Origin of the sequence: Streptomyces sp. SD31, assembly GCF_052068475.1 — a bacterium.
GTDB lineage: Bacteria > Actinomycetota > Actinomycetes > Streptomycetales > Streptomycetaceae > Streptomyces.
In genome coordinates this window covers 427,915-448,201 of the sequence record NZ_JBQHCX010000003.1, presented here as the reverse complement: position 1 = coordinate 448,201, position 20,287 = coordinate 427,915, and the positions used below count along the sequence as shown (strand labels likewise).

Annotated in this window: 19 protein-coding genes; 14 read left to right on the top strand and 5 right to left on the bottom strand. The window is 71.6% G+C overall.

What is annotated here, in order from left to right:
• The first annotated feature begins 55 nt into the window (after positions 1-55).
• The 3 genes from ACTMVF_RS09440 to ACTMVF_RS09430 all read left to right on the top strand — a co-directional run bounded on the left by ACTMVF_RS09440 (position 56) and on the right by ACTMVF_RS09430 (position 1,809).
• Positions 56-598 carry a sigma-70 family RNA polymerase sigma factor gene (locus ACTMVF_RS09440; RefSeq protein WP_441270482.1) on the top strand — a complete coding sequence of 181 codons (543 nt, stop codon included), beginning with the start codon at positions 56-58 and terminating at the stop codon, positions 596-598.
• Positions 595-1,413 (top strand): anti-sigma factor, encoded by an 819-nt coding sequence (locus ACTMVF_RS09435; protein WP_441270481.1) that lies wholly within the window; start codon positions 595-597, stop codon positions 1,411-1,413. Before ACTMVF_RS09440 ends, ACTMVF_RS09435 begins: the two co-directional genes overlap by 4 nt.
• A 126-nt stretch (positions 1,414-1,539) precedes the next feature.
• Entirely contained in the window at positions 1,540-1,809 is a 270-nt protein-coding gene (locus ACTMVF_RS09430; RefSeq protein ID WP_062701605.1) for a hypothetical protein, read from the top strand.
• A gap of 179 nt (positions 1,810-1,988) precedes the next feature.
• Here the strand turns inward: ACTMVF_RS09430 and ACTMVF_RS09425 are convergent, their stop codons facing one another.
• Together ACTMVF_RS09425 and ACTMVF_RS09420 are read right to left on the bottom strand one after the other, a co-directional pair.
• A complete protein-coding gene (locus ACTMVF_RS09425) occupies positions 1,989-2,771 on the bottom strand; it encodes an ABC transporter permease (protein ID WP_441270480.1) in 783 nt (260 codons plus the stop codon).
• Positions 2,768-3,730: an ATP-binding cassette domain-containing protein gene (locus tag ACTMVF_RS09420; RefSeq protein ID WP_441270479.1), complete on the bottom strand. Its 963-nt coding sequence runs from the start codon at positions 3,728-3,730 to the stop codon at positions 2,768-2,770. The genes ACTMVF_RS09425 and ACTMVF_RS09420 overlap by 4 nt, the downstream gene beginning before the upstream one ends.
• A gap of 63 nt (positions 3,731-3,793) precedes the next feature.
• On the opposite strand from ACTMVF_RS09420, the gene ACTMVF_RS09415 reads away from it, so the two are divergent.
• Positions 3,794-4,507: a TetR/AcrR family transcriptional regulator C-terminal domain-containing protein gene (locus ACTMVF_RS09415; protein ID WP_441270478.1), complete on the top strand. Its 714-nt coding sequence runs from the start codon at positions 3,794-3,796 to the stop codon at positions 4,505-4,507.
• A gap of 9 nt (positions 4,508-4,516) precedes the next feature.
• Here the strand turns inward: ACTMVF_RS09415 and ACTMVF_RS09410 are convergent, their stop codons facing one another.
• From ACTMVF_RS09410 to hmgA, 3 genes are all read right to left on the bottom strand, one after another.
• Positions 4,517-5,665, bottom strand: a complete 1,149-nt coding sequence (locus tag ACTMVF_RS09410) for a type ISP restriction/modification enzyme (RefSeq protein ID WP_441270477.1) — start codon at positions 5,663-5,665, stop codon at positions 4,517-4,519.
• 141 nt (positions 5,666-5,806) lie between these two features.
• Entirely contained in the window at positions 5,807-6,556 is a 750-nt protein-coding gene (locus ACTMVF_RS09405; protein WP_441270476.1) for a GntR family transcriptional regulator, read from the bottom strand.
• A gap of 27 nt (positions 6,557-6,583) precedes the next feature.
• Positions 6,584-7,924: a homogentisate 1,2-dioxygenase gene (hmgA, locus tag ACTMVF_RS09400; protein ID WP_441270475.1), complete on the bottom strand. Its 1,341-nt coding sequence runs from the start codon at positions 7,922-7,924 to the stop codon at positions 6,584-6,586.
• Positions 7,925-8,084: 160 nt separating this feature from the next.
• Between hmgA and ACTMVF_RS09395 the strand changes: the two genes are divergently transcribed.
• The 10 genes from ACTMVF_RS09395 (at position 8,085) to ACTMVF_RS09350 (ending at position 20,194) form a co-directional block, all read left to right on the top strand.
• Positions 8,085-8,606 carry a hypothetical protein gene (locus ACTMVF_RS09395; protein WP_441270474.1) on the top strand — a complete coding sequence of 174 codons (522 nt, stop codon included), beginning with the start codon at positions 8,085-8,087 and terminating at the stop codon, positions 8,604-8,606.
• A gap of 97 nt (positions 8,607-8,703) precedes the next feature.
• Positions 8,704-9,339 carry a TetR family transcriptional regulator gene (locus tag ACTMVF_RS09390; protein WP_441270473.1) on the top strand — a complete coding sequence of 212 codons (636 nt, stop codon included), beginning with the start codon at positions 8,704-8,706 and terminating at the stop codon, positions 9,337-9,339.
• Positions 9,340-9,471: 132 nt separating this feature from the next.
• Positions 9,472-11,724, top strand: a complete 2,253-nt coding sequence (locus tag ACTMVF_RS09385) for a molybdopterin oxidoreductase family protein (RefSeq protein ID WP_441270472.1) — start codon at positions 9,472-9,474, stop codon at positions 11,722-11,724.
• A gap of 134 nt (positions 11,725-11,858) precedes the next feature.
• A complete protein-coding gene (locus ACTMVF_RS09380) occupies positions 11,859-13,280 on the top strand; it encodes a CitMHS family transporter (protein WP_441270471.1) in 1,422 nt (473 codons plus the stop codon).
• A 40-nt stretch (positions 13,281-13,320) separates the two neighbouring features.
• Positions 13,321-14,556 carry an MFS transporter gene (locus tag ACTMVF_RS09375; protein ID WP_441270470.1) on the top strand — a complete coding sequence of 412 codons (1,236 nt, stop codon included), beginning with the start codon at positions 13,321-13,323 and terminating at the stop codon, positions 14,554-14,556.
• Between the two features lie 99 nt (positions 14,557-14,655).
• Positions 14,656-15,309: a hypothetical protein gene (locus ACTMVF_RS09370; RefSeq protein WP_441270469.1), complete on the top strand. Its 654-nt coding sequence runs from the start codon at positions 14,656-14,658 to the stop codon at positions 15,307-15,309.
• Positions 15,296-15,976: a class F sortase gene (locus tag ACTMVF_RS09365; RefSeq protein WP_441270468.1), complete on the top strand. Its 681-nt coding sequence runs from the start codon at positions 15,296-15,298 to the stop codon at positions 15,974-15,976. Before ACTMVF_RS09370 ends, ACTMVF_RS09365 begins: the two co-directional genes overlap by 14 nt.
• Before the next feature lie 126 nt (positions 15,977-16,102).
• Positions 16,103-17,461, top strand: coding sequence for an ABC transporter ATP-binding protein (locus ACTMVF_RS09360; protein ID WP_441270467.1), 1,359 nt, complete (start codon positions 16,103-16,105; stop codon positions 17,459-17,461).
• A gap of 204 nt (positions 17,462-17,665) precedes the next feature.
• Complete coding sequence (locus ACTMVF_RS09355) at positions 17,666-19,054, top strand: aldehyde dehydrogenase family protein (RefSeq protein ID WP_441270466.1); 1,389 nt, start codon at positions 17,666-17,668, stop codon at positions 19,052-19,054.
• Positions 19,055-19,111: 57 nt separating this feature from the next.
• Positions 19,112-20,194, top strand: coding sequence for a Zn-dependent alcohol dehydrogenase (locus ACTMVF_RS09350; RefSeq protein ID WP_441270465.1), 1,083 nt, complete (start codon positions 19,112-19,114; stop codon positions 20,192-20,194).
• The last annotated feature ends 93 nt before the right edge of the window (positions 20,195-20,287 follow it).

Genomic DNA, 20,287 nt, shown 5'->3' with positions numbered 1-20,287 from the left:
AATGCCTCGTGGGACGAGACGGCCGCGCTGCGGTCTGGCCGGAGGGGGAGACGAGTTGGAGGCGGACGAGCTGCTGGTGCTCGTGGCTGGCGGCGACCAAAAGGCGTTCGAGGAGCTGTACGGGCTGGTCTCCGGGCCGGTGTACGGGCTGGTGCGGCGTGTGGTGCGCGATCCCGCGCAGTCCGAGGAGGTGAGCCAGGAAGTGCTGCTCGAACTGTGGCGGTCCGCCGCGAAGTTCGACCCCGGCCGGGGCAGCGCCATGTCCTGGATCCTCACCCTCGCCCACCGCCGCGCGGTCGACCGGGTGCGCAGCGCCCGAGCTGCGGGTGAGCGCGAGCAGCGCGAGGCGATGCGCGCCAACCACCCCGCCTTCGACCATGTCGCCGAGGAGGTCGAGGCCGGACTCGAACGGGAGTGGGTGCGCCGCTGCCTGGACCGGCTCACCGCCTTACAGCGCCAGTCCGTCACCCTCGCCTACTACGACGGCTACACGTACCGTGAAGTGGCCGAGCGGCTCTCCCTGCCGCTGGGCACGGTCAAGACCCGAATGCGCGACGGACTCACCCAGCTGCGCAAGTGCCTGGGAGGTTTCGCGTGAGCTTCGCCGACCGACTGCTGCGGCGTGAGGACCTGCACTCCCTCGCAGCCCCCTACGCTCTCGACGCCCTGGAACCCGCCGAGCGCCTCCGCTTCGAGAAGCACCTCAAGACCTGCGAGACCTGCGCCGCCGAGGTGCGGGCCCTGTCCGAGGACGCCGTCCGCCTCGCCTGGTCGACGGCCGCCCCGCCGCCGGCCGCGCTGCGCGACCGGGTCCTGGCCGCCGTACGTACGACTCCGCAGGAGTCCGCCGGGTGGGAGTCGGCACGCGCGCGTGCGCCCCAGCTGCCGCCGCATGTGTGGGGTGCCCAGCCTCCGCCGCGCACCCGTGCGCCCAGGACGCGCCTCTTGCTGGTGCCGTTCGCCACCGCTACGGCCGCCGCGGCCCTCGTCGTCGCCTCCCTCTTCGCCGTCCAGGCGAACAAGACGCAGGACCAGCTGGACGCCCAGCGGGCTCGGGCAAGTGAGATCGCTAACGTTCTCGCGGCTCCCGACGCCCGAGCCGCCGCCGGCGAGGACGCGCGGGGGCGGACAATCGGAGTGGTCGCCTCCGCATCCAAGGGGCGTGCCGTCGTCACTCTGAGCGGATACGGCGAGCTGCCGAGCGGCCGGGTGCACCAGCTCTGGCTGATGCGCCCCGATGTACAACCCCGCTCCCTGGGGCTCTTCGACGGCGACACGCCCTTGGTCGCGGCCGGTCTCGACAAGTCTGCGACGTCACTGGCTGTAACCGTGGAACCTGACGGCGGCTCACTGCAACCCACCAGCCAGCCGGTTGTCCAACTCGCCCTGAAATCGGTTGGATTCGGAGAGTAATCAGGGATGCGTTGTCAACACCCTTACGGGGAAGGTGAATCCTGTGACCGCGATACACGCGTGCCCCACCGGGGCGATAGGGTTAACCTGCCCGGGCCGGGTGGACTCGTACGGGTGGGGAGTGACATGGATCAGATAACAGTGCGCAGCAGGGCGAGGGTCCCTGCGATCACCTGCGGGAGCAGCGCGACCAGTTCGCGCCTCGACCGCCATCTCTCGGTGCTGGCGGGTCCCGCCGTGCCGCAGACGGAGGCGGCCGAAGCGACCTCGCTGATGCGTGAACTGACCACTCGTGACAAGACGCATGAGCGCAGCGACCGGGGCGCGCGGGTCCGTCGCGTCTCGCTCTTCGCCCCGCTGCGTCGGCTGCGCCGTTCGCTGTTCGGCGGGCGCTGAGTCACACCGGCGTTCCCGGCGAACGTCTTCCAGGGCCCGCGCTCGACATGCCGCACCGTCCCGGCGCCGTACCGCGTTGCCGCCGTCCGTCATCCCCACGGCGCGCGGCGGCGCCCCGGCGGGCCGGCCGAGCGCGGGCGTAACTCCCCAACCCCCCGCTCAGTCTTCCGGCTTCATCGTCACCGCTCGCCGTGCGCGTACCTGCGCACGGCGAGCGGCGCGAACACCGCGATCAGTACGGCGCACCAGGCGAGCGACCCGGCTACGGGATGGGCGACCGGCCACGCGGCACCATCCGGTACGGGCGCGTTGCCGAAGAGGTCCCGCAGGGCCGTCGTGACCGCGCTGATCGGATTCCACTCGGCGAGCGTGCGCAGCCAGCCCGGCAGACCGTCGGTCGGAATGTAGGCGTTGGACAGCAGCGGCAGGACGAACGTCGCCCCGCCCAGCTGGCCGGCGGCCTCCTCGTTCCGAGTGAGCAGGCCGAGGAAGATCCCGATCCACGTCATCGCGAACCGGAACAGCAGCAACAGCCCCACCGCGCCCGCCGCTTCGAGCGCCGACCCCTCGATCCGCCAGCCCACCGCGACCCCGACCAGCAGGAACGGCACGGTCCCGGCAGCCGTCACCACGAGATCCGCGGCCGCCTGTCCCAGCGGCACCGCGGCCCGGCTCATGGGCAGCGTCCGGAACCGGTCCATCACGCCGCGGTGCGTGTCCTGGGCGGCCTGGAACATGCCGGTCATGAGCCCGTTGGCCGCGGTCGCCACCAGCAGACCGGGCACCAGGAAGGACCGGTACTGCTCGCCCGGCATCGCCAGCGCGCTGCCGAAGACATAGCCGAAGAACAGCAGCATGGTGATCGGCATGGTCTGGGTCAGGATGAGCAGCCCCGGGTTGTTCCGGATCCGCCGCAGCTGCCGGCTCAGCATCGCGCCGCCGTCGTACGCCAGGGTGCTCATGCCGCACGCTCCTCTTCCTGGGCTTCCTGGGCTTCCTGGGTGAGTCGCAGGAACACGTCGTCGAGAGTCGGTGGTTTGAGGCTCGCGTCGAGCAACGGCACTCCTGCCGCGTCGAGTTCGCGCACCAGACGCGGGAGCGTGAGCGTGCTGTCCCGGGTGACCGCGACGACGGCTTGCCGCTCGTGGTCGAACGACGGCTCGGCGCCGGTGAGTTGATCCAGTACGGCCGCCGCCTTCACCATGACGTCGGCGTCGGTGACGACGACCTCGACGTGCGCGCCGATCAGCGCCTTGAACTGGGCCGGTGAGTCCGTGTGCGCGACCCGGCCGCGGTCCACGAGGGCGATGTCGTCGGCGAGCCGGTCGGCCTCCTCCAGGTACTGCGTGGTGAGCAGCACGGTCGTGCCGTCGGCGGTCAGCTCGCGCACCGCGTCCCAGATCTGGTTGCGGCTGGCGGGGTCGAGCCCCGTCGTCGGCTCGTCGAGGAAGAGGACGTCCGGGCGGCGGACGAGACTCGCCGCCAGGTCCAGGCGGCGCCGCATCCCGCCCGAGTACGTGGACACCTGCCGGTCGGCCGCCTCGGCCAGCCCGAAGCGGTCCAGGAGCTCGCCGGCCCGCCCGGCCGGCCCGCGCACCCGGTGCAGCCGGGCGAACAGCTGGAGGTTCTGGCGGCCGGTGAGGTCCCCGTCGACCGAGGCGTACTGCCCGGTGACGCCGATCCGGCGCCGTACGGCCGCCGCCTCCCGCACCAGGTCGTGCCCGGCGATGCGCGCCGAGCCCGCGTCCGGGCGCAGCAGCGTCGTCAGCAGCCGTACGGCCGTCGTCTTGCCCGCGCCGTTCGGCCCGAGGACCCCGCAGATCGTCCCCTCCGCGACCGCGAGGTCCAGTCCGCGCAGGGCGTGCACCTCGCCGAACCGCCGCTCCAGACCTTCACTAAGTACAGCGTACGTAGAAGTCATGGCTCGACCATAGCGCACTACGTACGCTGTACGTAACTAGGATGGTGGCCGAGGTGATGATCGATGGCGGGCAAGGCTGCCGAACCCGGAGTGATCTGGGCCCGGCCCGAACGGACGGGGCGCGGGCCGAAACCGGCGTACACCCGTGCCGACATCGCGGCGGCGGCGGTGCGGATCGCCGACGCCGAGGGGCTGGACGCGGTGTCGATGCGGCGGGTGGCCGGCGAGCTGGGGTGCGGCACGATGTCGCTGTACAACTACGTCCCCCGCAAGGAGGACCTGCACGAGCTGATGGTCGACGCGATCAGCGCGGAGCACGAGCTGTGGGAGCCGGGCGGGGACTGGCGGGCGGAGATGCGCCGCGTCGCCCACCAGACCCGGGCGCTGATGCACCGGCACCCGTGGCTGACGCGCCTGATGTCACCGGTCTACGGCTTCAGTCCGAACGCCCTGCGCTATCTGGAGCACTGTCTGGCCTGCCTGGATCCGCTGGATGCGCCCTACGGCATGAAGATGCAGCTCGTCGGGATGCTGAACGGCTGTGTGACGGCGTACGTCGCGACGGAACTGGCCGGCGCCGAGCGCACGCGGTCGCTGCCGTGGTCGGAGGAGCAGGAGAACGCGGTCCGGATCGCCTACCTGGGGAGTCAGGTGGCCACGGGGGCCTACCCGAGGCTGGCTGCGGCGTTCACGGAGGATTCGGGCCCGATCGACCTGGAAGGTGCCTTCGAGTTGATGCTGAATCGGATGCTGGACGCCTTCGAGCCCAGGACCTGAGCCCGGGCACTAGAGCAACGCGAATTGGCCCTCCGGGCCTTCCTCGTGGTGGTCCAGGACCGATGCCGGGCGGCGTGCCGTCTCCGGCGCCGGGAGCACGCCCGCCTTCCTCAGCTCGGCTGCCGTGATCGGATCCGTCACCGTCAACTCCTCGCGCCGCGGCTCCAGTTCCGCGAGCAGCGCCAGTACCGTGATCAGCTCCAGGAGTTCCGACGTCCATGTCTGGGGCCAGGTCGTCGGCCGGATCGCCGTCAGCGTGCCCGGTTCCGGCTCGGTGGTGCGGGCGTTGAACCATTCCTGAAGGACCCGCACCCCGCTCACCTCGAAGTCCCAGGCCTCCGGCGGCACGGGGGAGATGCGGCCGTCGTCGAGGTGGAGGGCCTCCTCGTCGCGGTCGTAGTGGAGGGTGAGTGGGCGGGACGGCAGTGGGGCGCGTACGTACGGGCGGCGGCCGCCGGGGAGTTTCGGGCGATCACCGTCGCGGCGCATGAGCCACAGCAGCCGGTGGCCCAACTCGACGCCACTCGACCAGAGTTCGGGGTCCTCGGTGAGAGGGACGGTGAGGTCGGGGCGGGCGGCGGCCAGGATCCAGGCCAGGACGTCCACCGGGGTGGGGGAGTGGCCGAGTCGGGACGTCAGGTGCGTCAGCAGGCCCGGGACCAGATTGGGTTCCTCGCCGCCGGGACGGCGGTAGAGGGGGTGGACGCGGCCGGGGCGGAGCAGCGGGAGCAGCGAGGTCGCCAGCAAGGCGGAGTCGGGCGGCTGAAGGACGAAGACCTGGTGCTCGTCCGCGACCCGCCACAGCTCGGGGCGGGCCGCGTCGATCAGACGGTGGTCGGGGATCAGCCACTGCTCGTCGAAGGGGGCGTGCAGCACGCGTACCGGCTCGGCGCACGGGCCCGCCGCGCGGATCAGCTTCTCCGTGCCGGTGGATTGGCCCGGCAGCTGGCCGACCGCCGAGTGCAGGCTGCGAGAGCGCGTCGGCTCCAGCAGGGCTTCCCGGTCCGGGCCCTCGGCCTTCACGAAGGCGTCCCAGCGGGCCTTCAGGGACGCCGCGTCAGGGCCCGTCGGCCACCCCCGGCCGAGCCGCGGCGGTGCGACGGACCACGGCATGAGGTCCGCCAGCAGCGGAGCGTCGTCGTGCGTCACGCTGGGCATCGTACGACTTGGTTCCGACACGCGGGCGAGGGCCGCGCTCCGTGAGGGGCGCGGGGCTGTCTCGATATGCGGCTCCGCCGCGCGGGTGCGATCAGCCTTCCACCGGCTCGCGGATTCATGACGATGCTTCCAGCGGAGCGCTTACGTGGCTTCCAGGGTCACCGTGAAGGAGAAGCGGTCGCCGCGGTAGTGGATGACCGCCGCGTCCAGCACCTGCCCGTCCTTGTCGTACGTCACGCCCGTGTAGTGCAGGATCGGGCTGAGCAGCGGCACTTGGAGCAGCCGGGCCGTCTCCGGGTCGGCCAGGCGGGCCTCGACCGTGTCCGTGATACGGCTGATGTCCGCTCCCACGACATCCCGCAGCACCTTGGTCATCGGCCAGCGGACCAGGTCGTCGAGGCCGATGCGCGCGGCCAGTTCGGGGCGGACGTAGTTGCGGGCGTGGTTGGTCGGCTCGCCGGTCTTCTCGTCGCTGCGCAGGCGGTGGTACGTCGCCACCTCGTCGACGTCCGGGAAGTACTCGGCGAGTTCGGCCGGCACCGGTGCCTTGCCGTGTTCCAGCAGCTCGGTCGCCATCCCGGACTGCTGGGCCACGATCGCGTCCACCGAGCCGAGCAGCCGCACGGGGGTGCCCCGGCGGACGTCCGGCTCGATGAAGGTGCCGCGTCTGCGGTGGCGCGTGATCAGGCCCTCGTCCTCCAGCTCCTTCAGTGCCTGCCGCATGGTCAGCACGCTCACGCCGTAGTGCTCCGCCAACTGCTCCTCGGTGGGCAGGCGCAACGGGTCCTGAGGCCTGCGGCCCAGTATCGAGGCGCGCAGCGACTGCGACACCTGGTACCAGAGCGGCAGCTTGCGGTTCAGGACGATGGAGTCCGGGGCGAAGGAGGTCACGGGGCCATCCGTACCGGTCGGGGATCTTCAGTGCAAGGGGCGGAAATGGCGCTCCAGGCCCTGCCAGACGTCGTCGTAGCGCTGTTGCAGGTGCTCTGCCCCCGCCGCCTGCGGGGTGAGCGTCACCGGCCACCGCGTCTCGAACATGAACGCAAGTCCGTCGTCGATCTTCTGCGGCTTCAGCTCGGCCGCGCTCGCGCGGTCGAACGTCTCCCGGTCCGGGCCGTGTGCCGACATCATGTTGTGCAGCGAGCCGCCCCCGGGCACGAAGCCCTCCGCCTTCGCGTCGTAGGCGCCCTCGATGAGGCCCATGTACTCGCTCATCACGTTCCGGTGGAAGTACGGCGGCCGGAAGGTGTCCTCGCCCACCAGCCAGCGCGGCGCGAAGACCACGAAGTCGACGCCGGCCAGGCCCGGGGTGTCCGACGGGGACGTCAGCACCGTGAAGATCGACGGGTCGGGGTGGTCGTACGAGATGGTGCCGATCACATTGAAACGGCGCAGGTCATAGATGTACGGCACATGGTTGCCGTGCCAGGCGACCACATCGAGGGGTGAGTGGTCGTAGGTGGCCGTCCAGAGGTTGCCGCAGAACTTGTTCACCACCTCCACCGGGCCCTCGGTGTCCTCGTAGGCGGCGACCGGCGCCTGGAAGTCGCGGGCGTTCGCCAGGCCGTTGGCACCGATCGGGCCGAGGTCGGGGAGGTGGAAGGACGCCCCATAGTTCTCGCACACATAACCCCGGGCGGTCGGGCTCTGCCCGCCGTCGGACGCGGTGTCCAGTAGCTCCACACGGAAGCGCACCCCACGTGGAACCAGCGCCACATGTCCCGGCTCCACATGCAGCAGCCCGAACTCCGTGCGCAGCAGCAGTCCGCCGCGCTCCGGCACGATCAGCAGCTCGCCGTCGGCGTCGCTGAAGACGCGGTCCATCGAGGAGTTGGCGTGATACAGGTGTACGGCCATGCCGGTGCGCTGGGTCACGTCGCCGTTGCCGCCCAGGGTCCACAGTCCGGCCAGGAAGTCGGTCCCCGGCTCGGGCTCGGGCAGGGGGTTCCAGCGCAGCCGGTTCGGGTCCGGCACGGACTGCGTGAAGGGGGCCGTACGGATCGCGCCGTTGTCCGCGCGGGTGAACGCTGGGTGCGCGGCCGACGGACGGATGCGGTACAGCCACGAGCGGCGGTTGTGCGCCCTCGGCTCGGTGAACGCCGAACCGCTCAGCTGCTCGGCGTACAGGCCCAGCGGGGCTCGCTGGGGTGAGTTGCGGCCCTCGGGAAGGGCGCCGGGCACCGCCTCCGAGCTGTGCTCATTGCCAAAACCGGAGAGGTAGGTCAGCCCTTCCGCCGTCTTCCGCGCGTCCCCGCTCATGATCGCTCCCTTGAGATCTGATTCCTATGCTTCACCGTAGGATTGCGGTTTCACGAGCGCAAGGGATCCGCTGATCCTCCTCAGGAGGTACGACCAGAACCGGACGCCGACCAGACCTCAGGGGGATCCGGCTGTCGGACCGGTGTTCTAGTCTCCCGGCATGTCGTGGACACGGACCCCGCTCGCCGTGCTCGCGGTCTGTGTCCTGCTGCTGACCGGATCCGCGGGCTGCGGCACCAGCGATGCCCGGGAGCCGGGGGAGAGCGGCGCGTCGCCCTCCCCGGTGGGTCAGGTTCTCGGCGACACCGACGGTGACGGGCGGCACTACCGGGAGGTGGACGAGGACGACGCGCCGGAGGTCGGCATCGAGGTGCAGCCGGACCCGGACAGCGGCGACGGCGGTTGGGACGTACGGCTGACCGTCCGTGGCTTCCGCTTCTCGCCCGCCGGTGCGAAGGCGCAGGCGGTGGCCGGCCGTGGGCTCGCGTACCTCTTCGTGGACGGCCGTCTCGTCACCAGGCTCCGCACCCCGGAGTACCGCCTGTCGGCCGCCCTCGTCCCGCGCGGCACGCACAAGGTCACCGCCCGCCTGTACGCCGACGACGGCACGGTGTGGGCGGTGGACGGCGCCCCCGTGGAGAGCGCGGCCGACATCACCGCATCGCAGACGGAGCGACCGTGACGCCGACGTCGGCTCCGTCCACCGCGGCACTGAGTGCATCGGGCACCCGTCTCCGTACAGGGGGTCGAGGTTCACCGGACCGAGGCGGAAAGGCATCATGAAGACCGTGCCCCACCCAGAGATGCTTCGCCGGGCGCCCGTGCAGCGGCGCAGTGCCGAACGGCTCACCAGGATCCTCGACGCCTGCGCCGACCTCCTCGACGAGGTCGGCTACGACGACCTGAGCACGCGGGCCGTCGCCCAGCGCGCGGGCGTTCCCATCGGCTCGGTCTACCGCTTCTTCGGCAACAAACGCCAGATGGCCGATGCCCTCGCCCAGCGCAACCTCGAGCGCTACACCGCCCGTGTCGCCGAGCGCCTGAAGGGCGCCGGGGACGGAGGCTGGCGCGCCGCCATGGATGCCGTGCTCGACGAGTACCTCGCCATGAAGCGGACCGCGCCCGGCTTCTCCCTCGTCGACTTCGGCAACCAGATCCCCGTCGGCACCCGCGGCGAGCCCAACCACCGCGTCGCCGACCGCCTCACCGACCTGCTCTCCGGCTTCCTCGACCGCGAACCGGACGAAGACCTGCGCCGCGTCTTCCTCATCGCCGTCGAGACCGCCGACACCCTGGTCCACCTGGCCTTCCGGGTGGCGCCGGAGGGTGACGAGCGGATCATCGAGGAGGCACGGGAGATGCTGCGGGCTTATCTGGCGCGGGTGCTGGACGCTCCGCCGGGAGGGCCGCGATAGGCCGTCGTTTGTGGCGGGTGACGGCTCGCGAATCTTCGACCTCACCGCCGCGAGGTCTCCCCACCGTCCGTACCGGTCGGTATGCTCGGCGTCGAATCGTGCGTCACCGTCGCCGCCACCTCGGGAGGACCCGTGTCCCGCACCGCACTGCGCATCTGCCCCCTGTGCGAGGCCACCTGCGGCCTGACGCTCACCATCGAGGGGACGAAGGTCACCGGTGCCCGCGGTGACCGCGACGACGTGTTCAGCCAGGGGTTCATCTGCCCCAAGGGCGCCTCCTTCGGCGCCGTCGACGGCGACCCCGACCGGCTGCGCACCCCGCTGGTGCGCAAGGACGGCGAGCTGTGCGAGGCCACCTGGGACGAGGCCTTCGACGCGGTCGCCGCCGGTATCCGCCCGGTCATCGAGCGGTACGGCCCGAACGCGGTGGGCGTCGTGCTCGGCAACCCCAACGTGCACACCATGGCCGGCGCCCTCTACCCGCCGGTGCTGCTCGCCGGTCTGCGCACCCGCAGCCTCTTCACCGCGTCCACGGTCGACCAGATGCCCAAGCACGTCTCCAGCGGTCTGCTCTACGGCGACGCCCACGCGATCCCCGTACCGGACCTGGACCACACCGACCATCTGCTCCTCATCGGCGCCAACCCCCTGGAGTCCAACGGCAGCCTGTGCACCGCCCCCGACTTCCCCGGCAAGCTGAAGGCGCTCAAGGCCCGCGGCGGCACCCTCGCCGTCATCGACCCGCGCCGCACCCGCACCGCCAAACTCGCCGACCGGCACATCGCGATCCGGCCCGGCACGGACGCGCTGCTGCTCGCCGCGATGGCGTACGCGCTCTTCGAAGAAGGCCTCGCCGATCCGCGGGAGTTGACCCCGCACCTCCAGGGCCTCGACGAACTCCGGGACGCCGTACGGGGCTTCACCCCCGAAGCCGTCGCCGACGCCTGCGACGTGGACGCCGGCACGATCCGCACCCTCGCCCGCGAACTCGCCGCCGCACCCACCGCCGCCGTCTACGGCCGTATCGGCAGCTGCACCGTCCCGCACGGCACGCTGGCCAGCTGGCTGGTCGACGTACTGAACATCCTCACCGGCAACCTCGACCGCCCCGGCGGCGCCCTCTTCCCGCAGGCGGCCACCGACAAGACGCCCCGCCCCGCAGGTCCCGGCCGCGGCTTCGCGCTCGGGCGCTGGCGCTCCCGGGTCGGTCAACACCCCGAGGCGAAGGGGGAGTTGCCGCTCTCCGTGCTCGCCGAGGAGATCGACACCGCCACCGCGGAGGGGGAGCCGATCCGGGCGCTCATCGCCGTCGCCGCCAACCCCGTCCTGTCCGCCCCCGACGGCGACCGCCTCGACAAGGCCCTCGGCTCGCTCGACTTCATGGTCAGCGTCGACCCGTACCTCAACGAGACCTCGCGCCACGCCCACGTCGTGCTGCCCCCGCCCCCGCCGTCGCAGAGCCCGCACCACGACTTCGCCTTCAATACCCTCGCCGTCCGCAACCAGGTCCGCTACACCCGCCCCGCCGTGCCGCTGGAGCCCGGCCGCATGGCCGAAAGCGAGATCCTCGCCCGGCTCGTCCTGGCCGCGACCGGCATGCACGGCGCCGATCCGTCCGCGGTCGACGACCTGGTCATCGGCCAGACCCTCGGCAAGGCCGTCGAGGAAGCGCACTCGCCCGTCCACGGGCGTGACCCCCAGGCACTCGCCGCCCAGCTCACCGGAGTCAACGGTCCCGAGCGGCGCCTCGACATGATGCTGCGCCTCGGCCCGTACGGCGACGGCTTCGGCGCCCGCCCCGACGGCCTGACCCTGCAGAAGCTGCTGGACCACCCGCACGGCATCGACCTCGGTCCGCTCCGGCCCCGCCTGCCGCAGCCGCTGAAGACCGTCAGCGGCAAGGTCGAGCTGCTGCCCGGGCCCATCGCCGACGACCTGCCCCGGCTGCGTGAGGCGCTGCGGGACCGCCCCGACGGGCTCGTCCTCGTCGGCCGCCGTCATCTGCGCTCCAACAACAGCTGGATGCACAACGTGCCCGCCCTGACCGGCGGCACCAACCGCTGCACCCTGCACATCCACCCCGAGGACGCCGAGCGGCTCGGTGTACGCGACGGGGCGGCCGTACGTCTCAAGGGCGCCGGGGGAGAGGTGACCGCCCCCGCCGAGGTCACCGACGGCGTGCGTCCCGGCGTGGTGAGCCTGCCGCACGGCTGGGGGCACGACCGCCCCGGCACCCGCCTCAGCCACGCCGCCGCGGACCCCGGCGTCAACGTCAACCAGCTCCTCGACGGCAGCCTGCTCGACCCGCTGTCGGGCAACGCGGTGCTCAACGGGGTGCCGGTCGAAGTGGTCCCGGTGGCCGAAAAGATCACGCCTCTGACCTGAGCAAAGCTCTGACCTGGAGTTTTGCGCTTATTGCTCGCATGTCAACGTCTTGTTAACGCTGTTTGAAGGGACCTAACGTCGTCCCACCGCCGGCCCTGGTGGGTCGTTCAAGGGCGAACGTTAGGTATCCACTCATGCTGACCATCCTTGGCTTCGCCATGATCGCGACCTTCCTGGTCCTGATCATGATGAAGAAGATGTCGCCGATCGCGGCGCTCGTGCTGATTCCGGCACTGTTCTGCGTCTTCGTCGGGAAGGGCGCCAAGCTCGGTGACTACGTCATCGAAGGCGTCACCAGCCTCGCCCCGACCGCGGCGATGCTCATGTTCGCGATTGTCTACTTCGGTGTGATGATCGATGTCGGGCTCTTCGACCCGATCGTTCGGGGGATCCTGAAGTTCGCCAAGGCCGACCCGATGCGGATCGTCGTCGGTACGGCGATCCTCGCCGCGATCGTCTCGCTCGACGGCGACGGCTCGACCACCTTCATGATCACGGTCTCGGCGATGTACCCGCTGTACAAGCGCCTGAAGATGAGCCTGGTCGTGATGACCGGTGTCGCCGCCATGGCCAACGGCGTGATGAACACCCTGCCGTGGGGCGGCCCGACCGCCCGCGCCGCCACCGCGCTCAAGCTCGACGCCAGCGACATCTTCGTCCCGATGATCCCGGCCCTGCTCGTCGGCCTGCTGGGCGTGTTCGTCCTCTCGTACTTCCTGGGTCTGCGCGAGCGCAAGCGGCTCGGCGTGCTCACGCTGGACGAGGTCCTGGTCGAGGAGAAGGCCGAGGAGAAGGAGACCGAGACGGTTCTCGTGGGTGGCGGCTCCGGTTCCGGTGACGCCAGGACTCCCGTGACCTCCGGCGGCTCCGGCTCCGGCACCGACGCCGAGGACGAGGACGACGACGAGGAGCGCTTCACGGTCCTCGACCCCAACCGCGCCACCCTGCGCCCCAAGCTCTACTGGTTCAACGCGCTGGTCACGGTCACCCTGCTCACCGCCATGATCATGGAGTGGCTGCCGATCCCGGTGCTGTTCCTGCTCGGCGCCGCGCTCGTGCTCACCGTGAACTTCCCGCACATCCCCGACCAGAAGGCCCGCCTCGCCGCCCACGCCGACAACGTCCTGAACGTGTCCGGCATGGTCTTCGCCGCCGCCGTCTTCACCGGCGTCCTCCAGGGCACCGGCATGGTCGACCACATGGCCCGCTGGATGGTGGACGTCATCCCCGAGGGCATGGGCCCGCACATGGCCCTGGTCACCGGCCTGCTGAGCCTTCCGCTCACGTACTTCATGTCGAACGACGGCTTCTACTTCGGCGTCCTCCCGGTCCTCGCCGAGGCCGGCGCGGCCCACGGCGTCTCCCCGCTGGAGATGGCCCGCGCCTCCCTGGTCGGCCAGCCGCTGCACATGTCGAGCCCGCTCGTCCCGGCCGTGTACGTCCTGGTCGGCATGGCCAAGGTGGAGTTCGGCGACCACACGAAGTTCGTCGTGAAGTGGGCGGCGCTCACCTGCCTGATCATCCTCGCGGCGGGAATGCTCTTCGGCATCATCTGAACCGTCCGATCCGCAAGTACCTCTCCAGGAGGACCTGTTCATGGCGCCCGGTGGGAACCGCGGCTGGCTGCTCCGCCTCGTCATCGCCTTCAGCTTCGCGCAGGGGGCGGTGTCGATGGCGCGGCCCGCCGTCTCCTACCGGGCGCTGGCGTTGGGCGCGGACGAGCGGGCGATCGGTGTGATCGCGGGTGTGTACGCCCTGCTCCCGCTGTTCGCCGCCGTTCCCCTGGGCCGCCGCACCGATCACGGCCGCTGCGCGCCGCTGCTGCCCGTCGGCGTCGTGCTCATCTCGGGCGGTTGCGCGATGAGCGGCCTCGCGAACTCCCTCTGGGCGATGGCGGTCTGGAGCGGGGTGATGGGCCTCGGCCACCTCTGCTTCGTGATCGGCGCCCAGTCGCTCGTCGCCCGCCAGTCCGCGCCGCACGAACAGGACCGCAACTTCGGGCACTTCACCATCGGCGCCTCCCTCGGCCAGCTGGTCGGCCCGATCGCCGCGGGTGCGCTGATCGGCGGCCGGGACATGGCGGGCACCAGCGCCCTCGCCCTGCTGGTGGCGGGCGCGGGCGGCGCGGTCGCGCTCACCTCGCTGTGGCGCATAGAGAGCCGTACGACGGCCAAGTCCCGCAAGGAACAAGGCGAACGCGTCCCCGTGCAGCGCATCCTGCGCGCCCGGGGTGTGCCCGCCGGCATCTTCATCAGCCTCGCCGTGCTGTCCGCGACCGACATCCTCACCGCCTACCTCCCGGTGGTCGGCGAGCACCGGGGCATCGCGCCGTCGGCGATCGGTCTGCTGCTGAGCCTGCGCGCGGCGGCCACCATCGCGTGCCGTCTGGTCCTGACGCCCCTGCTGCGGCTGCTCGGCCGCACCGTGCTGCTGACCGTGACCTGTCTGCTGGCGGCCCTGCTGTGCGCCGGGATCGCGCTGCCGGTGCCGGTGTGGGCGCTGGCCCTGATGCTGGCGGTGCTGGGCTTCTGCCTCGGTGTCGGCCAGCCGCTGTCCATGACGACGGTCGTCCAGGCGGCCCCCGACGGGGCCCGCTCCACCGCCCTCGCCCTGCGGCTGACCGGCAACCGCCTCGGCCAGGTGGCCGCACCGGCGTCGGCCGGCCTGGTCGCCGGTCTAGCGGGGGTGGCGGCGCCGTTCGTGATGCTGGGGGCGCTGTTGCTGCTGTCGGCGGGGGTCGCACTGCGCGCGCCGGGACGGCCGGAGGGGCCCGGAGCGGCCGTGCGGAAGCGGCCGAAGCGCTCGCGATTGGGCCGGACGAGCGATATTTGACGACGCGCCGGGCGTCGTGCGGCGAGTCGCCGTGCACGTGAAGGAGAGTCAGGCGAAAGAGCGATTTGTATGAAAATCGTCTGAATCTGAGGAGCGTGTATGCCCACCCTGACACCCTCACGAAGCTTCCGCGCCCGTGCGGGCGCCACTGTCGTCCTCACCGCCCTTGCCGCGGCGGGCGCGTCGTGGGTGGCGGCGCCGACGGCGTCGGCCCAGGCGAACGGCGACATCAGGATCCACAGCGAGGGCATGCCCATTGGGACCCCGGATGACGAGGCGGTGGTCTGCAGGTTCTACCTCGACGCCGTCAACTTCGACACTCTCCCCTCGATCGAGTACACCATCACGCCGCAGCCTCCGCTGCCCAGCGCCGCCACCGTCACCGGCACCATCCAGCTCGCAGGGGGCGCCGGTCACACCGACACGCTGGGGCTGGCGGACGGGCAGTACATGATCACCTGGACCGTGGACGTCACCAACACCAAGAGAAAGCTCTTCCGCGTCAACTGCGACGACAAGCGGGAGGGAAGGGGCGGTCCGCACGGGCGCATCGAGGACCGCCACGACAACAACGAGGGATGGGGGCGCGGCGACCACGGCCCGAAGGGCGGTGTGCACGCGGGCGGCGGCGGCCTCGTCGACACCGCGGCCGCGTACGCACCGGTGACGGCCGCGGCAGTCGTGGGCCTGGTCGCCGTCGGCGGCACCGCGTACGTCCGCAGGACCCGCCGGCGGCCCGATGGTGCCGCGTAGGCGCAGACGCAGGCCCTGGCACCGGACCCGCGCCTACCGCCTTGCCAGGACGGCCATGCTCACGGTCGTCCTGGTGCTGGTGGTGGTGCGCTGCGACGGACATGGCACGCCGACCGCGCCGGACGGCGCCCACGGCTCCGGCACCCTGGCGGCCGCAGGCCCGGCCCACGCCGCCGCATCCGCCGAGCCGACGCCCCCGCCCCGCCCCTTGCCGCGGTCGAGGCCGACGTCCCTGCGCATCCCGGCCCTGGGCATCAACGCCCCGATCATGGGCCTCGGGCTCGACGCGAACCGGGAGTTGGAGACCCCGCCCATCGACCATCCGAACATCGTCGGCTGGTACAAGGGCGGCCCCACACCGGGCGAGCCCGGCACCGCCATCGCCGTCGGCCACCGCGACACCACGACCGGTTCCGCCGTGTTCGCCGGGCTCGCCTCGGTGAAGCGCGGCAAGCAGATCGAGGCGCGGCGCGCGGACGGCCGTACCGCCGTCTACACCGTGGACCGCGTGAAGGTGTACGACAAGGCGGGCTTCCCCGACAAGGAGGTCTACGGCCCGACCCGGCGCCCGGAACTCCGCGTGATCACCTGTGGTGGCCTCTTCAGCCGACGGACGGGTTACACGAGCAACGTGGTGGTCTTCGCCCACCTGACCGCCACGAAGTGACGGGGCCCTTCCCCGACCGGGCACATTCCGTTAACTTCCGTGACTCACGGGCCCGTACGACCCGCACGAGGCCTTCGGACACACGGAGCAGCGGCGCTCCGGACAGCCCCCGGGGGCGGCAACGTCATGACACGCGCCATCTCTCTGCACGACGTGAGCAAGACCTACACGCGAGGCGTCCGCGTGGTGGACCGGCTCTCGCTGGACATCGAGCCCGGCGAGTTCCTCGTCCTCCTCGGGCCCTCCGGCTGCGGCAAGTCCACCGTGCTCAGGATGATCGCCGGTCTGGAGGAGATCGACGAGGGCGAGTTGCTGCTGGACGGCGAGTACGCCAACGACCTGCTGCCCGCCGCCCGGCAGATGGCCATGGTCTTCCAGAACTTCGCCCTCTACCCGAGCATGACCAGCCGCGACAACATCGGCTTCCCGCTGCGCATCGAGGCACCCGGCGCGGACCCGCGCCCCCGCGTGGACGCCACCGCCCGCATGCTGGGCATCGAGGACCTCCTCGACCGCTTCCCCGCCCAGCTCTCCGGCGGCGAACGCCAGCGCGTCGCCATGGGCCGGGCCATCGCCCGCCACCCCACCGCGTTCCTGATGGACGAGCCGCTGTCCAACCTCGACGCCAAGCTCCGGGGCCACCTGCGCGCCGAAATCTCGGGCCTCACCCGGAAGCTGGGCGTCACCACGGTGTACGTCACCCACGACCAGGCCGAGGCGATGTCGCTCGGCGACCGGGTCGCCGTCCTGCGCGGCGGCGTCCTCCAGCAGGTCGACACCCCGCGCTCGGTGTACGCCCTGCCCCGCAACGTCTTCGTCGCCGCCTTCATCGGCACCCCGCGCATCAACCTGCTGCGTGGCGTCGTACGCGCCCCGCTGGACGGCGCGATGACCATCAGCCTCGGCAAGCAGTACCTCCGCCTGCCCGAACCCCTGTCCCCGGACCACCAGTTGCTCCGGGTCCAGCAGGGCCGCGAGGTCATCGTGGGCCTGCGCTCGGAGGCGGTCCGCATCGCCGAGCGCGCCGCCGCCCGCCCCGGTGAGGTGCACATCACCGGACTGGTCGAGCATGTGGAGTTCCAGGGGCACGAGGTCCTCGTCCACTTCAACACCGGCTCCCACCCCGCGCTCGTACCCGACCTGGAGGCTCCACGCCCCGTCCCCCCGGTCCGGCGCCGCCGCCGTGACACCGGCACCGTGCTGAACCGGCTCCGCGGCCGGGCGGGCGCGCTGCGCGCGGGGCCGGTGGTGACGCTGGAGCATCCGGCCGACACCCCGCCCGACTCCACGCCGCCCGACGGCCGTCTTCCCGGCGACCTCATCGTGCGGACCACCCCCGACCTCGAACTACGGCCCGGCATGCAGGTCCCGCTCCTCGTCGACCTCGCCCACTTGTTCGTCTTCGACCAGCACGGCGAACGCATCTGCCCGGCTCCGGCGCGGCTGCCTGACCTGGACGACGACGCTCCGCTGGGAGGGCTGTGATGGGGTAGTGCCGGGGTAGGTCGTTTTTCGGGTGCGGCGCCGTTGGGGCTGGTCGCGCGGTTCCCCGCGCCCCTATGGGGCGCTGCCCGGCCGCACGTGCTTTTGATCTCATGGTGGCGTCTGGCGCACAAAAACTATCGCCGCTAGTTTGTGAGCCGGACCAGCATGACCGGACGACGAGGCGGCCCGCCGGGAGGCAGCACCATGAAGGCACACGACGGCATGTACATCGACGGCGATTGGCGCGCGGCCGCCGACCGGGACGTGATCGAGGTGGTGAACCCGGCCGACGAGCAGGTCATCGGTCGGGTCCCGGCCGGTACCGCCCTCGACATCGACGCCGCCGTACGGGCCGCCCGTACCGCCCTCCCGGCCTGGGCCGCGACCGCACCGGCCGAGCGGGCCGCGCGCCTGGCCGCCCTGCGGGACGTCCTGGAGGCCCGCAAGGACGAGATCGCCGAGACGGTCACCGCCGAGCTCGGCTCGCCCCTGAAGTTCTCCGAAGCGGTCCACGCGGGCGTGCCGATCGCGGTCGCCGGCTCGTACGCCGAACTCGCGGCGACGTACGCCTTCGAGGAGAAGGTCGGCAACTCGACCGTCCACCACGAGCCCATCGGCGTGGTCGGCGCCATCACGCCCTGGAACTATCCGCTCCACCAGATCGTCGCCAAGGTCGCCCCGGCGCTGGCGGCGGGCTGCACGGTGGTGCTCAAGCCCGCCGAGGACACCCCGCTCGTCGCCCAGCTCTTCGCCGAGGCGGTGCACGAGGCCGGTGTCCCCGCGGGCGTCTTCAACCTGGTCACCGGCCTCGGCCCGGTCGCGGGCCAGGCGCTCGCCGAGCACCCGGGCGTCGACCTGGTCTCCTTCACCGGTTCCACCGCCGTCGGCCGGCAGATCGCCGCGGTGGCCGGCGCGGCGATCAAGAAGGTCGCCCTGGAGCTGGGCGGCAAGTCCGCCAACGTCATCCTGCCGAGCGCCGACCTGGCCAAGGCGGTCAACGTCGGCGTCGCCAACGTCATGTCCAACTCCGGGCAGACGTGCAGCGCCTGGACGCGGATGCTGGTGCACCGGGACCAGTACGAGGAGGCGGTGGAGCTGGCCGCGGCCGCTGCCGCAAAGTACGGCGAGCGCATCGGCCCGGTGGTGAGCGCCAAGCAGCAGGAGCGGGTGCTCGGCTACATCGAGAAGGGCGTCGCCGAAGGGGCGCGGCTGGTCGCGGGCGGTACCGAAGCACCGGGCGAGCAGGGCTACTTCGTCAGCCCGACCGTCTTCGCCGATGTGACGCCCGAGATGACCATCGCGCAGGAGGAGATCTTCGGCCCGGTCCTGTCGATCCTGCGCTACGAGGACGAGGCGGACGCGCTGCGGATCGCCAACGGCACGGTCTACGGCCTCGCGGGCGCCGTCTGGGCGGGTGAGGAGGCGGAGGCGGTGGCCTTCGCACGCCGTATGGACACCGGGCAGGTCGACATCAACGGCGGCCGCTTCAACCCGCTCGCTCCCTTCGGCGGCTACAAGCAGTCGGGTGTGGGCCGGGAACTCGGCGCGCACGGCCTGGCCGAGTACCTCCAGACCAAGTCCCTCCAGTTCTGAGGCCCGTGCCCAGTTTCCAAGGTTCAAGATCCCAAGGTTCCCAGGGAGTCGCTCCTCATGGCCGTCCGTGCCGCCGTCCTGCCCGCCATCGGTGCCCCGCTCGAAGTCACCGAGATCGATCTGCCCGACCCCGGCCCCGGCCAGGTCCGCGTCCGTCTCGCCGCCGCCGGCGTCTGTCACTCCGACCTGTCCCTGTCCAACGGCACCATGCGCGTCCCGGTCCCCGCGGTCCTCGGGCACGAGGGCGCCGGCACGGTCGTGGCCGTGGGCGAGGGCGTCACCCACGTCGCGCCGGGTGACGGAGTGGTCCTCAACTGGGCGCCGTCCTGCGGCGGTTGCCACGCCTGCTCGCTCGGCGAGGTCTGGCTGTGCGCCAACGCGCTGAACGGCGCCGCCGACGTCTACGCCCGTACCGCGGCGGGCACCGACCTCCACCCCGGCCTGAACGTCGCCGCCTTCGCCGAGGAGACGGTCGTCTCGGCGGGCTGCCTCCTGCCCCTCCCGGACGGCGTCCCGCTCACCGACGCCGCCCTGCTGGGCTGCGCCGTCCTCACCGGCTACGGCGCCGTGCACCACTCGGCCCGGGTCCAGCCGGGGGAGACGGTCGCGGTGTACGGCGTCGGGGGAGTGGGCCTCGCCGCCCTGCAGGCCGCCCGGATCGCGGGCGCGGCGAAGATCGTCGCGGTCGACGTCTCCCCGGAGAAGGAGGAGCTGGCCCGGGCGGCGGGCGCCACGGACTACGTCGTCGCCTCCGAGGACACGGCTCGCGAGATCCGCGCCCTCACCGGCAAGCAGGGCGTCGATGTGGCCGTCGAATGCGTGGGCCGCGCGACGACGATCCGCACGGCCTGGGACTCCACCCGCCGCGGCGGCCGCACCACGGTCGTCGGCATCGGCGGCAAGGACCAGCAGGTCACCTTCAACGCCCTGGAGATCTTCCACTGGGGCCGAACCCTCTCCGGCTGCGTCTACGGCAACTCCGACCCGGCCCGTGACCTGCCGGTCCTGGCCGAGCACGTCCGCGCGGGCCGCCTGGACCTGGGCGCGCTGGTGACGGAACGAATCGCCCTGGAGGGCATCCCGGCGGCGTTCGAGAACATGCTTGCGGGCAAGGGCGGCCGGGCGCTGGTGGTCTTCTAGCGCCCCCGCTCGGCGCACCCCGGCCTCCGCGCGAGGCCGGGGCCCGAGGCATGTCCGGACTCCGCTCTGTATGCCACCTACAGGTAAAAGTCC